Here is a 13,750-nt window from a genome sequence, read left to right as displayed (position 1 = left end):
CAGGCATCTGCCTGTGACTGTGCAGTTGGTACTACTTGTAATTTTAAAAACATAAATAAAATAAAAGCTTATAAGAATTTTCGTCATAAGTCCTTACAGTTATTTTTTTGCTATAGCTGAGTAATTGGATTAATCTGAAAATCTCTCATAGTGAGGTCATTCAATGATTTCATGGTTTTTTATTGGTTTAGTAATCACCATTCTGCTGACACCAGGCCCAACTAATACCTTACTTGCATCTTCAGGGATTCAGGTCGGATTACGTCAATCTTTATTGCTTATTCCAGCGGAAGCGGTCGGTTATATTATTGCCATTACGGCTTGGGGCATGTTGATTGGTAAAGTATCGGCCACTTTTCCTTTATTACCCACGTTTTTGAAATTATTGAGTGCGACTTATATTATTTTTCTTGCCATCAAGTTATGGCGTACGGCGAATCAGGATGTGGTTTTAAACCAGCCGACTATTCGCCCTAAAGAACTCCTCTGCGCAACCTTGCTCAATCCTAAGGCTTTACTATTTGCTTCTGCTATTTTCCCTGCTGCTGCCTGGAAAAGTCAGGATATTTATCTGGCACACATGGGGACATTTGTGGCTTTAATCCTTCCGATTGCTTTATTCTGGATTTCAGTCGGTGCAATGCTGGCAAGCAAGAAGGTGAACTGGCTCTCTCAAGCGAAACTGCAACGCACCGCCTGTGTGGTTCTGGTCAGCTTTGCGATTCCAATTAGCTATTCAGCGCTCAACAATTTATAACATTCCCACCTCTATTGAAGCGAACGCATGAGAGGTGTTGTTTTCATTAATAGCATTTTAAGTTAAAGTACTCGCCAATTATTAACTTCGTCTTTGGATAAAAAGTCATGGCTATAAAATCTGATCGTTGGATTCGTGAAATGAGCGAAAAACACGGCATGATTGAACCTTATGCGGAAAATCAAGTTCGTTTTGATAAAAACGGTGAAAAGTTGATTTCTTACGGGGTATCGAGCTATGGCTATGATGTCCGTTGTGCACGTGAGTTCAAGGTGTTTACCAATGTGCACTCAGCCATTGTTGATCCTAAGAATTTTGATGATAAAAGCTTTATCGATATCGAGTCTGATGTGTGTATCATTCCACCGAACTCGTTTGCCTTGGCACGTACCATTGAATATTTCCGTATTCCACGCAACGTATTAACTGTTTGCCTTGGCAAATCAACCTATGCACGTTGCGGCATTATTGTAAACGTGACGCCGTTAGAACCTGAGTGGGAAGGTCACGTTACCCTGGAATTCTCGAATACAACAAACTTGCCAGCACGTATTTACGCAGGTGAGGGTGTGGCACAAATGTTGTTCTTTGAAAGCGATGAAGTATGCGAAACTTCATATAAAGATCGTGGTGGTAAATACCAAGGTCAAACTGGCGTGACATTGCCGAAGACCTAAAGTTTTTTAGTTGTCAAAAAGAACCATTGATCCACGGGTCAATGGTTCAATTATAATAAAAAATTAGAATCTTGCTTTTCGAGATAACTTTAAAAACCATAAAATCTTCAGTCAATATTTTTTATTTCCACTATTTTATTTATTTTTCTAAATTGAAAAGATGAAATACATCTCATTTTAAGCTCTTAGCCCCCAAGTTGTATTTTAAATAATTTTCTAATAATAATTTTTTATATTGCCATTGGTCAGAAAAGTTAATGGAATTCATCAAAATATAAAAAGATGTGCTAAAAATAAATTGCAATTTTTTTAAAATATTAAAAATAGGTAGGAATAATTGTGAATAAGATCTATCAGGTTATATGGAACGCTACACATTTTTGCTGGCAAGCCGTAAGTGAAATCGCCAAAGGGGGAACAGTTGTAGAGTCATCCATTAAGAGAAATAAATTAAATAAACCGTTATTGGAGGTGAGCACAAAAACAACAGTTTTCGCTGTGAATCTATTAAGCGCTAGTATTGCTCTAGCCGGTCCGACAGGTGGTGTGGTAAGTTCAGGTACAGCAACGATTTCAACCGCAGGAACAACGACAACAATTAATCAATCCACAGCTAAGGCTGCGATCGATTGGAGTAGTTTTTCCACCAATAACAATGAGGTAGTCAATTTTGTTCAACCAAGTTCGAGTTCAATTACCTTAAATAGAGTGACAGGCTCTAGTGCTTCAAATTTAAATGGTCAACTCAATGCCAATGGACAAGTTTTTATTATCAATCCAAATGGGGTGTTATTTGGTAGTACATCACAGGTAAATACAGCAGGGTTAGTCGCCTCTACTTTAAATCTGAGTAATAGTGACTTTAATAATAACTTATTCAATTTTAATAATACCGGGAATAACAAAAGCATCGAAAACCGTGGGAAAATTACAGTACCAACGGGAGGAACGGTTGCCTTGCTTGCCCCGACGGTAAAGCATACTGGCACCATTAAAGCATCACAAGGCAATGTTTTATTGGCTGCTGCTGGTGATATTACCTTGAATTTAAATAATGGTAGTTTATTGGGTTACACCATTAATCAGGGTAAGGCCCAAGCCTTGATTAACTCTGGCGGAATGATCCAAGCCGATGGTGGTAAAGTTGTGCTTACCGCAAAGGGGATTGATGAGTTAAGTAATGCCGTAGTGAATAGTGTTGGAGTGATTCAAGCGCAAACTGTCAATAATGTCCGTGGTGTAATTGAATTAGGCAGCGATCTAACCAGTGGTACCCTGAACATAGGTGGTACCCTAGATGCTTCTGCACCCAATGGTGGTAGTGGTGGACAAATTAAAACATCTGCTGCCAATGTACAGATTATTTCTGGTACGAATATAACAACACAACGTAATTCAACGACAGGATTACCACCAACTACAAGTGGTTGGGAATTACAAGCAAAAAATATAGATGTCGAGTTCTTTGGCGGGAGTGTGAGTAGTACCACATTAGGTGACGCCTTAAACAAGGGTAATGTCACCTTGAATGCTGTAGGCACAGCAGCAGGTCAGGGCAATATTAATCTTAATGACGCAACCAGCTGGAATGCCAATACAGCACTTACACTGACAGCCTCCAAAGATATTAACTTCAATAGTGATTTAGACTTAAGTGGTGATCAGGCTAAATTAGCTATGAATTATGGCGCGAGTTCAGATTACAACTTAAATAATGGTGCCAAAATTAATATCAGTGGTTCTTCATCCAATTTAGTGATCAATGATAAATCATATATTGTGATTAATGAATTAGGGGTGGAGGGAGATACAAGTAGTAATACCTTGCAGGGCATGCAAAATAATCTTACGGGTAATTATGCACTGGGCAGCAATATTGATGCTTCAGCTACTGCCGATTGGAATAATGGTGAGGGTTTTTATGCTGTTGGGCAGCTTAGGGTCGGGGATGTTTATCAATATTTACAAGGTGAAGGAATTTCTTCAGCAGTCCCTATTTTTCAAGGTAATTTTCATGGACTTGGTCATCAGATAGATAGTTTAACAATCCATAAACCAAATGGTGTTAGTCAAATAGAAGCTTTGCCCCAAGGTTTATTTGGCATTACTTATGGAAGTGAGTTAAGGGATATTGGTTTAACTAATATATCTTTGGATGGATTCGCTTATGTTGGAGCTTTATCAGGGCTTCATTTTGATGGCAATGTTAAAAATACTTATAGTACAGGTCGTGTGGATGGACTGTTATTTACTGGTGGTTTGATTGGTCAAGCGGGAGATCCATATTTTGGTAATAATCAGGGTAAAATTAGTCATAGCTATTCAGATACGCAAGTGACAAGCTTTATGGGAGTTGGAGGCTTAGTTGGAATGAGCCTTCTGCCTATTTATGATAGTTATGCAACTGGTAATATTGCTTTTGCAGATTTATCTCGATTAGCAGAACAATGGGATAAAGATAATACTGGAGTTACATTTGGGGCCTATGCTGGCGGTTTAGCAGGCCAAGCAGTAGGCATTTATAATAGCTATGCGACAGGCGATATTTTATCAGGAGCGTATATCAATGGAAATTGGCATCCAGAGTTTGCTTTCATTGGCGCGGGTGGTTTAGCAGGGGTGCTCACGTATTCTCCTAGACAAAATGAAAATTATTATATAGATCATAGTTATGCAACTGGAAATATTAGTGGATTATCTGCGTTGGGAGGCTTAGTAGGACAAGTCGTAGGTAATTCTCAAATATCACGCTTGTATGTTAATAATAGTTATTCTACTGGTAATGTAATCGGAAATAGTGTTGTCCAAAGTCAATATGTTGGTGGTCTAGTTGGTTATAATACACCTAACAGTATAATTCAGGAAAGTTTTTCTACGGGGCTAGTCAAAGGTGATTTGGTTGTTGGGGGATTAGTTGGTCGAAATGATGGTACTGTTACAAATTCATATTCAACAAGCTGGGTGGACGGGAATAGCTCAGTGGGTGGGTTGATTGGTAGTAATGCAGGAACGATTGAATATAGCTATTCGAATGGAGCTGTAACAGGCGTAAATAATATTGGGGGACTTATTGGAGAAAATAGCTCCTCTTTAGGTACAGTGAATGAGAGCTACTGGAATACTGAAACATCAGGTCAATCTAACAGTGCTGGAGGTATTGGCAAAACCACGGCTGAACTTCAACAAATCTTAACTTTCTCAGGTTGGGATATTGCCGATGTTTCAGATCCAAACTCAACCTCAATGTGGGTGATTGACGAAGATCAGAAGGCCCCATGGCTTCGCTATAATCATTAATTTAAAAATAAAAGTGAGAGGCAGGCAAGAATTTTGAATTCTTGTCTGTCAAATCAACCCGTAATAAAGCTAGATGAACAATGACGTTATATTTCAATAAAAAGAAAGAAATGCTATATCGTAGTAGCTATAAGTTTGTATGGCTCGTTTGTACTCTTGCAAGCAGCTTAACTGCGCAGGCCGAAACGGTTATACCAGATAGTGGAACCATTACCAAACAACTAGGTCCTGCACAATTCAAACAAACGCCTAAAACAGATCAACAGTATTTGGGTTCTGAATCATCGCAGAAAAATTATAGTCAGGATCAAACGCCAATATGGATTAACAAAGTTCAAATTGAAGGCAATCAACAAATTGAAGCTTTAGTTCTGCATAGGCTGGTTGAATCTTTAGAAAATAGGAACAATGTACTTGCCGACCTACAGGCAGGGACAGACCGAATTACACAATATTATAAAAAACAGGGATATTTTTTAGCCAAAGCTTATCTACCTCAACAAAAGTTAGAAAATGGAATATTAGTCATTCGAGTATTAGAAGGAAAACTTGGCAAAGTTATTTTAATGAATCAGTCTAAACTTAAAGATACAACGATTCAGCGCTATACCGATCAGATTCCTCTTGATCAAGCTTTACAACAGCAACAAAGCAACCAAACATTGCTTCTCATCTCTGATTTATCAGGTGTAGGACAAATTCAGGCCAACCTACAGGCTGGTGAGGAAACAGGACAAACAGATCTTGTTTTGGATATTCTGGGGCAGCCAACCTGGCTAGGGCGTATCGGTGTCGATAATTCTGGTAGTCGCTATACAGGAAAATATCGACTTTCGGGATATCTGGAAAGTCACAGCTTGTTAGGCTATGGAGAAAGGTTATCGGTACAAGTGTTAGGCAGTAATCAAGACTTAATCTCAGGTGCCTTGAATGCCCACTTTCCAATTGCAGGAAATGGCTTACTGCTTGGGGGAGGCTATAGCCGAACAGAGTATGAACTGGGAGAACAATTTAAATTATTAGACGCTACAGGAAGCTCTGAAAACTATAATTTAAACCTAACTTATCCATTGATTCGAAGCCAAAAAACGAATTTGAATTTAAAGCTGTTGGCTGAAAAAAGAAAGCTATTCGATGAAATTGCAGCGACTGATACAGAAACTTCAAAGCAGATAGACGCCAGTCGAATTGCACTGAATTTTAATCATATCGATGATTGGGGTGTCGGCAAAGCCAAAGGTGGTATGAATCAACTTGAACTGATCGCTACAGTCGGAAATTTGAAAATACAAAGTCCTTCTGCTTTAAACATAGATCGTTTATCTGCGAAGACTCAAGGTAGTTTTAATAAATACGAACTTAAACTTGCCAGACAACAGAGATTAACGGCATCATCATGGTTAACCAGTGAACTCTACGGGCAGCTCGCCTCAAAGAACCTCGATTCTGCGGAAAAATTTTCTTTGGCTCCGATGCGTGCTTATCCAGTAGCAGAAGGTCTTGGAGATCAAGGCTGGGGGACATCAATTCATATTTATTATCAACTGACTCCGTTTTTAACCCCGTATTTATTTCAGGAGTTCGGGCAAACTCAGCAAAATAAAAATCCCTACCTTGCTGATAAAAATAGCCGCACTTTAGCCAGTACAGGCATAGGATTGAGCGGAGGGTATCGAGATTTCGATTTTAATACCACCCTAGCATGGCGAAATACGTCAGCTGCGAAAAGTGATCAGGATAAGCAACCACGGTTACAATTTGCAATAGGGTGGAGGTTTTAATGTCTCATTTGATAATTTAAATGAGACGTGTTTGATTAGATGTGAGAGATCAATACGGCTATATTTTTAGCGCTATCTGATTAATCTTGGGTTGCTATCAATACAAATTATAAAAATTTGTATAACAGAAATGTTGATCAATGCATAAATTAAAGCTGTTGAAGCGTAAGCCATGCACTTACATTTTGCAACAATCATGGGCGCTTGGTGAAAAGCTTAATTTGACTATATAGAAAATAATAACAAGATGAAAATCATCGATCTAATTATATTAAAAATATTCAAAGGTGTATTTCACTCATCGGAAAGTATACCGTTTACCTAAATTATTTTGCATTTGTGTAAATTATCAGCATAATGAAGAATGAGATTAGGTAGGCAGATTGCCTGCATTTGAGTGAAGCATAAATGCAGTTTTTCCTAGAGTTTGTAGGGCGTCACTCAAAAAAAGGATGTTAGAAAAAGAATGATGATGCGGAGCATCAAGTAATAGGAAGGTCAAGATGACTAAATTAACTTCTACGGTTTTATTTAAAAAAACTGTTTTAGCAAGTTTTATTAGCTTATGCGTAAGTCAATCTGTTTTTGCATTACAAGAAATTTCCGATGATGCTTTGAGTGAAACCACAGGTGAAGGGATCGCACTTCTGCCTGAAAATTTTTCTTTCCGTTTTAATGGTGCAGACAATGCCAACAATGGCGCTGGAACATATGGCGCAGGTTCGATCCGTCTAATTCCTGTTGGGCCTTTAAGCGCCACTGCCACTGCAAAAGGTTATAAAAAAGCAGATGCATGGTTGTATGGGCTATCTATATCACAATCCAATAAAAATTTAGGTGCTGCTATTGATGGTAGTGATTGGGGGACTTTATATGGTCGTCCTATTGACTCTTGGGGCACTGCAGATAACCCTTGGGTGCTTACTACATTAAATGACCAAAACGTTCCTAACTTTGCAGGCACAATCAGCAATGTCACCTATTTAGCACTTGAAGCGCCTTTGCGTAAAATGGTGCTGCCTGCAGCAGGTACAGCAGAGTCCTCTGCTTACAATTTAAAATTGGGTTTATGGACTGATATTTTTCAACGGGACGCAACTGTTGCTGAAAATGGTTTAAATGGGTTAAGTAATCGTTTACGTCTTGCTACGGTGTGGGATGGCTTTAGTATCAATGGTTCGAACCTGAAAGTATTTCAAACCTTGGACGGTGTGACACCATCTATGGGGGGGACTTATAATGCAACTTTGAAGATTAATAACGTCCCGACGGTAAAAACCTTTAACTACGGGATGAATACTAACTATAACAAAACCTTTGGTGTAGCAGGATTAGTCCGTCTTAACAGTGGAGCAACCGATACCAAGCGTGGCACGGTCAGCAATCAAACTACGACGCGTGAAATTGTACAAGTTGATTATGATCCAACGACAAATACCTTTTTTGAGAATGGCGTATTGGCAACAGGTACAACGATTACTAGCGCACAAGCTAATGCATCAAATAATACCAATGGTATTCGTACCTCTTATGATCCGCCCACTAACGCCACTGTTTCAGGAAGTTTTCCAAGTGGGGGTATGTGTACATCACCTAAACCAAATACTGTGGGTGGATCTGTACAAGTAGGGCAGTGTTACAATCAAAATGGATTTACTACACGTCGTTTAAGAGCAAAAGGCACCAATGACTGGACAGCACCAACATCAACCAGTGTATTTCGGATTAGTACGCAAGAAATAGCAGGTGGAACTTACGATAATAGTACCCCGGCATTAGGCGGTGCAGTGCCCAATTTCCAGGCTAATACCAATGCAGACGGTATTTTTCTCTATGATATGAATGTAAATCTGGTTTTAGGTAATTTATATCAACCTTTAATGCTTAGTACAGATGGCAATAATTTCTCGATTGAATTGGCGCGTATTCCAAACGCACAAGAGGTGTATCGCCGTATTTATACCCGTTATGAAAATATTGACCCAGCGGCATCAGTCGATCCAGGGGTTACCTATTTAGGTTCAACTTGTAATATTTACCGGTGTGGTACTTCGACTGTTGCTGGTTATCAAGGAAGTAGCGCGACACACAGTAGTATTACGATTGGTGCGACGGATTATGATACTACGACCAATAAACTATCTGCCCATAAAGGAATAGGTTCTTATGGTGTTTCGATTGGTGAATTAAAATCGGGGACTGGTCTATCAAGTGCAATGCAGGAAGATTTTACTCAGGTTTGGGGAAGAACTCGTGGATATAACACTTCTTTTAGTCTTTCCTGCTTTTGTCAATTACCAACTACCTGGCAGGCGTGGAGTACAACTTGGAACCCTGTTTCCCCTAAAGCACCTGTGACAGGACAGCCTCATCCTTCTTTAAATCGTCCAAATCCCTACGAAACTACATGGCGTCAAAACTTTAATAATCAGATCTTAGGCATCCAAACCACCACACCAACAGATATTGCTGGGCGTATTAATAATATGCAGCCACCAGGTGCAACGGTCAACAATAACTTTGGTTCAGCTGCAATTGATGGTCTACTGATTCAGCATCTTAAGCTAACCACAACGGGCTTATAAGGATATAAGACGATGAAGTTTAACAATCATAAAAATTACGATTATCGTGATCTGCTAGTGAGCTTAATCAAAGGATGGGGTGTGCTATTACTTTCAACTTCTCTTTATGCGATGGAAAGTTTGGATGACACCAGTCTGGAGAATGTTACGGGTCAGGCGGGCGCAGATCTCTCTTTAAAAATGATTTTAAATCAGGATGATAATGCAAATTTTTTATGTGCAGATTTACTCTATTGTCGGCTTGCCTTGTCATTAAATAACCGTTATCACGATGGCACGCAAGATACGTATGATACTCAAGGTAATCGTGTGCCTTCTGCCACAGGGCGTAAGCAGTGGTTAGTCATGAAGGGGATTCAAGGGACTGTCAATATTCAACAAATCAAGCTCGATGGTGAAGACGTGATTTATGGTGGTCTTAGTCATGCCGCGATCAAGTTAGGTTTTGATCCAGTAAAGCCCATTCAGTTTCGTAATGTTGGTTTCCAATCCTTATCTATAGAAACCGATACATGTACGGAGGGTAATCAAAACTGTTCTGCAGGTTCTACCAACCTACCAGGGTATTTGACACCTGCTACAACGTATGGTGGCACTGGCTTTGATGCCAATAAGGAAAAAGGTTTTATTGGTGTAAATATGAATGGCAACCTGTCTATGACAGGCCAGGTTAAAATCTTTTCCTGTGGTACATCACATCCACGTTGTTAAAATAAAAAGGGAATGGGTATGAAACGGAAGGTCAATAAAAACAAGAAACGCCATTTTGTTTTAACAACACTGGCAAGTAGTATCTTATGTCTGACTCACACAGCACATGCATTGCAGGAGTTGCAAGATACCGATCTAAGACAGGTGAATGGTCAGGACGGGGTATCTTTACAAACCACCTATGATGAAATTAAGGTCGATCAACTGTACTGGGAAGACCGGGCAGGAATGGCCAGCAACGCGGAGCAGACGCTGCGAGCTGTTGCAAATGATGTCAGGGTTCGTAAAAACCTTGCCTATGATGCGGGCGCGGGTGCAGGTAATTATAACTTGGGTACCGATTATAAAATTAATACCGGTTCAAGCGGTTCTAAAACAGGTCTAGATCTGCAAATCAAAAGTATGCCATCGACCATTTCGGTTGGAAGTTTCCAGATTTGTGCCCAAACGCCAACTGTCAGCTGTAATGCCAGTATTGGTAACTTCGCGATTCAGACAGGTTCCCCACAAATTATTGCTTTTAATACCAAAGATGGTTTATTTAGTGCAAATTCACAATCCTCTTTGCAGCTAGGTTTACAGAACATTAATTTATATGCGGGTTTGGGAACTGGTACAACAAATGAATATAACCAGCTTATTTTAAAGAATTTTAACTTTAACTTTTTAGGCAAGGGCGCAATGTATGTTGACCCGGTTAAGGGTTTGATTTTACAAACCAATTTGGGCAGTAATTCGGCAACCAAGACCACCAGTCCAGATAGCACCTACGGTTATGTCGACTTTACGCGTGTGACAGACCCCAATCAGTTAGGAGCTGCAACCGGAACGTATGCCGGGACCAGTTCAGGCTTAAATATTGAATTAATGACCAAAAGTAATACAACCATTAATCCAAGTAATCCAGTCTATAACCTGGATAACAGTAAAGGATTGATTCGTCTTGGGATGAGTGGGCGTATTGTCAACGGTGCGCTTCAGGTTAGAGGAACTAGTGCCAATGGGCTAGCTGCGCCTGCGGATAATAATGCCACTAATACCCATACTTTAAACAATGTTTTAGGTTTCGCTAGTGACTCTGGCACGACGGCCACCGGAGCCAATGGAACGGTGATGGGCTCTAGTGGTCTGGCACTTCGTCTCCGAGGGGAGTTTACCCAAAAAGGAGATGCCATGTTAGGTGGGGACGACAGCAAGGCAACCACATTAGAAATTGGTGGTGCAGGCTCGAATACCTTTGGTTTTGAGTTCGGAGACTTAAGTCCTTTAGTGATTAACTCGAATCAACGTGCATATTTTGACAGCGGCAATGTATATATTAACCTTGCCAATACACGGAATTTAAGAATGCCTGAAAACTCCGTGCTACGTAATGCACGTTTGGGGGGCAATGGCGGTACCCTAACCAGTGCGACTGATTATATCCAGCAAATTCATAATAATGCTGTGAATCCTTATAGTCTAGTGGTGGCTGTTCGTGGAGCTGACTTCCAAGCACTTTCTAGGAGAGGTCGTTTTACCTCAAGTAGTGGTGTGTCTGCTGGCAACGCCATTGCATCGAATGCTGGCTTAACTAATAAATGGGGGCTAGGTCTACCATTCTATAACGTTAATGCCAATCTGGCGACTTACGCAACCAATTATACCGGTGAGGTTTTTGGTTTAAATAATCTGAACAATAGTATTACTCGCTCAGCAGTGACCAATTCACAGCGTCTAGGACTTGCGGTGGCATTAAGCACAGAAGGACGCAATGCCGATGGAAGTAAAACCACTTCAATTTTAATTGTAGATGGCGATAAGAATTATTATATGGGACTACGTAATATTGATATGTTATTACGTGGCTATGGCAGCATGGGGTTTGAAGGTGGAAATGTCAATGTTGAGTTAAAAGACCTGTTGATGGTGATGGCAGCTGAAATTGCTGCCGGATACCTACCTACTTATAGCAACCCTAACAGTGCGACACCAGTTATCGTCAATCCATTTAATACCAAAGATGATGTGCTATTCGGTCTTAAGCTGAAATTCTTGGGAGATATGAATTTGAGTTTGGTACCCAATAATGAAATTACAGCGAATAATGGCAACAGATTGTCTTTTATTGGGCGCTATCGTCTCAAAGATGGCTCATTACAAATTAGTGACCCAATTGATGAAGCCAGCATCGGTTTCGACAATATGACCGGCTTAGTTCAGTTTAATAACGCGATTGTAGTGAACAAAGACAATGTTGGTTTTAATCTTGGTTTTAACTTTAATCCAGACCGGACACCGAATGATGTTTTCCGGGTGCAAGACATTAACTTTTATCCACGGGTAGATGCCGCCAATAATAAAGCACAACGTCTTGGAGAGATGGTGATGACGGGTGGACAACTCCGGACTGAATTCTCGATCAGACCGCGTAATTAACTGAATAACAGGAAGAAAATGATGAAAAAAGGAATGCAGAAATCAATATTGACCTCTTGTTTACTCATGTCTGTATTTGCAACACAGACCTGGGCCAGTAATGGTTTGGTTGAAATGAGTGATAGTGAGTTATCTGCTGCTCGAGGACAGGCATTATTATCATTGGGTTATACGGCACCTGATACTTCGAATGCTTTAAAGAATTTTGGCTATTATAAATTGGGTCTGGAAGCAAAATTAGAATTAAATGCTAATATTCGTGGTTTACAATTGGGTTGTGGTGGTCGAAATGGCGCAGGAGCCTGTGATATCGATATGGAGAATGTTTCACTGAGTGGGCCACCCGATGGAAAATTGGCTGATGGTACCCCGACATGGTCCAAGGGCCGTGCTAATACTAGTGCGATGCTGACCAATCCTTTTATTGAGTTTGCAATCAAGAATCCAAATAGTGCCTCAACACGAGAGGTTTCGGGTTTTCGCCTTAGTGCTGAAGAAATTTTAGGCTATTTATCGGCAGGTACCACTAACGATATTAATGGTAATGGTGTATCTACAGGAGGAGGGATCAATACATTTAGTGGATTTATCAAGGTTGGTCAAACGCCTGTAAATGCTTTTACGGACTCAGCAATGTTTGGTACAACAGCAGACCAATTGATTTATGCGAAAATAAGAGCACTTGGAATGGATCGAGTTGCATTTACGAATTCAAATAAAATGACATCTGGATCTGGAAGCTACCAAAATCCTGCTGGAGCACAGGGTTCTGAGAATTTGTATAATTATAATGGGAGTCCGATCTGGGGTATTAATGTGCCTAGCCAAACGGTAGCATTTAATTTCCCTGAAACTATCGTAACTGGCAGTCGAATGAAACAATTAAATTTGGTAGTAAAAGATGTGCCGATTCCTACTATTGCGATTGGTGCAGATAATGGTGGAATTGCGATGACTTTAGATGAGTCAATTCTTGGACTAGTTGATGAAGCAACATTCTTTATGGGGGCAAAAGGGACTACATCAGCTGGTTGTGCTGCAGTGATTAATAAAACTAATTGCTCCTATATTACTAATCTTAAAGCCAATGTGCAGGTGAATCAAAACTTTAACCTAATTCATAACCTACCAATTACTAGTGGTGGATATCTCGCTTTACAGAATACCGCTTTACAATGGCCAGGTGCCGACGCTGCAGATATCGCACAACCAGGTTGGTGGCTATCCTTTAAAGATCCATTAGATTTTGGTGCCTTAAATCCAACGACAGGTATTCCGATGCAGGATGTACTTCCTCAAATAGCTACCTTTATTACAGATTATTTGTCAAATAATCGAATTGACCTCAGTATTGGGGAGGCATTTGGGGCATTATTCGGAACTCCTATTTATAAAGGAATTGGTGATGTACGGCTAGCAGACAATGCACGTGCGGTGATGGTCTTGGAAAACCTCTTACTTGACAGTAACCAGAAGCCTGTTTCTAACTGTTTTGGCGGTTTAAAGTTCTGTTAGAATTTTTAT

Annotated in this window: 8 protein-coding genes; all 8 read left to right on the top strand. The window is 40.1% G+C overall.

The window, feature by feature from the left end; translation table 11 throughout:
* Window positions 1-163: 163 nt before the first annotated feature.
* The 8 genes from MSG93_RS15690 (at window position 164) to MSG93_RS15655 (ending at window position 13,741) form a co-directional block, all read left to right on the top strand.
* A complete protein-coding gene (locus MSG93_RS15690) occupies window positions 164-757 on the top strand; it encodes a LysE family translocator (protein WP_324622448.1) in 594 nt (197 codons plus the stop codon).
* A gap of 107 nt (window positions 758-864) precedes the next feature.
* Window positions 865-1,434, top strand: a complete 570-nt coding sequence (dcd, locus tag MSG93_RS15685; RefSeq protein WP_002120290.1) for a dCTP deaminase — start codon at window positions 865-867, stop codon at window positions 1,432-1,434.
* 339 nt (window positions 1,435-1,773) lie between these two features.
* Complete coding sequence (locus tag MSG93_RS15680) at window positions 1,774-4,731, top strand: filamentous hemagglutinin N-terminal domain-containing protein (RefSeq protein ID WP_324622446.1); 2,958 nt, start codon at window positions 1,774-1,776, stop codon at window positions 4,729-4,731.
* An 80-nt stretch (window positions 4,732-4,811) separates the two neighbouring features.
* Window positions 4,812-6,512, top strand: a complete 1,701-nt coding sequence (locus MSG93_RS15675) for a ShlB/FhaC/HecB family hemolysin secretion/activation protein (protein ID WP_324622445.1) — start codon at window positions 4,812-4,814, stop codon at window positions 6,510-6,512.
* 503 nt (window positions 6,513-7,015) lie between these two features.
* Window positions 7,016-9,097 (top strand): hypothetical protein, encoded by a 2,082-nt coding sequence (locus tag MSG93_RS15670; protein WP_324622444.1) that lies wholly within the window; start codon window positions 7,016-7,018, stop codon window positions 9,095-9,097.
* A 12-nt stretch (window positions 9,098-9,109) separates the two neighbouring features.
* Window positions 9,110-9,808 carry a hypothetical protein gene (locus MSG93_RS15665; RefSeq protein ID WP_324622443.1) on the top strand — a complete coding sequence of 233 codons (699 nt, stop codon included), beginning with the start codon at window positions 9,110-9,112 and terminating at the stop codon, window positions 9,806-9,808.
* An 18-nt stretch (window positions 9,809-9,826) separates the two neighbouring features.
* Window positions 9,827-12,226: a DUF6160 family protein gene (locus MSG93_RS15660; RefSeq protein ID WP_324622442.1), complete on the top strand. Its 2,400-nt coding sequence runs from the start codon at window positions 9,827-9,829 to the stop codon at window positions 12,224-12,226.
* Window positions 12,227-12,244: 18 nt separating this feature from the next.
* The gene (locus MSG93_RS15655; protein ID WP_324622441.1) at window positions 12,245-13,741 is read left to right on the top strand and encodes a hypothetical protein; all 1,497 of its coding nucleotides are present in this window, start codon (window positions 12,245-12,247) and stop codon (window positions 13,739-13,741) included.
* The last annotated feature ends 9 nt before the right edge of the window (window positions 13,742-13,750 follow it).

The organism is Acinetobacter sp. IK40, from assembly GCF_035615075.1.
Taxonomy (GTDB): Bacteria; Pseudomonadota; Gammaproteobacteria; order Pseudomonadales; family Moraxellaceae; genus Acinetobacter; species Acinetobacter courvalinii.
The sequence above is the reverse complement of the archived record's forward strand: the minus strand, read 5'-3'. Positions and strand labels throughout refer to the sequence as shown.

Coding starts and splice junctions, on each gene's coding strand:
- MSG93_RS15660 (WP_324622442.1), top strand. CDS start 9,827: ATGAAACGGAAGGTCAATAAAAACAAGAAACGCCATTTTGTTTTAACA.
- MSG93_RS15690 (WP_324622448.1), top strand. CDS start 164: ATGATTTCATGGTTTTTTATTGGTTTAGTAATCACCATTCTGCTGACA.
- MSG93_RS15665 (WP_324622443.1), top strand. CDS start 9,110: ATGAAGTTTAACAATCATAAAAATTACGATTATCGTGATCTGCTAGTG.
- MSG93_RS15670 (WP_324622444.1), top strand. CDS start 7,016: ATGACTAAATTAACTTCTACGGTTTTATTTAAAAAAACTGTTTTAGCA.
- dcd (WP_002120290.1), top strand. CDS start 865: ATGGCTATAAAATCTGATCGTTGGATTCGTGAAATGAGCGAAAAACAC.
- MSG93_RS15675 (WP_324622445.1), top strand. CDS start 4,812: ATGACGTTATATTTCAATAAAAAGAAAGAAATGCTATATCGTAGTAGC.
- MSG93_RS15655 (WP_324622441.1), top strand. CDS start 12,245: ATGATGAAAAAAGGAATGCAGAAATCAATATTGACCTCTTGTTTACTC.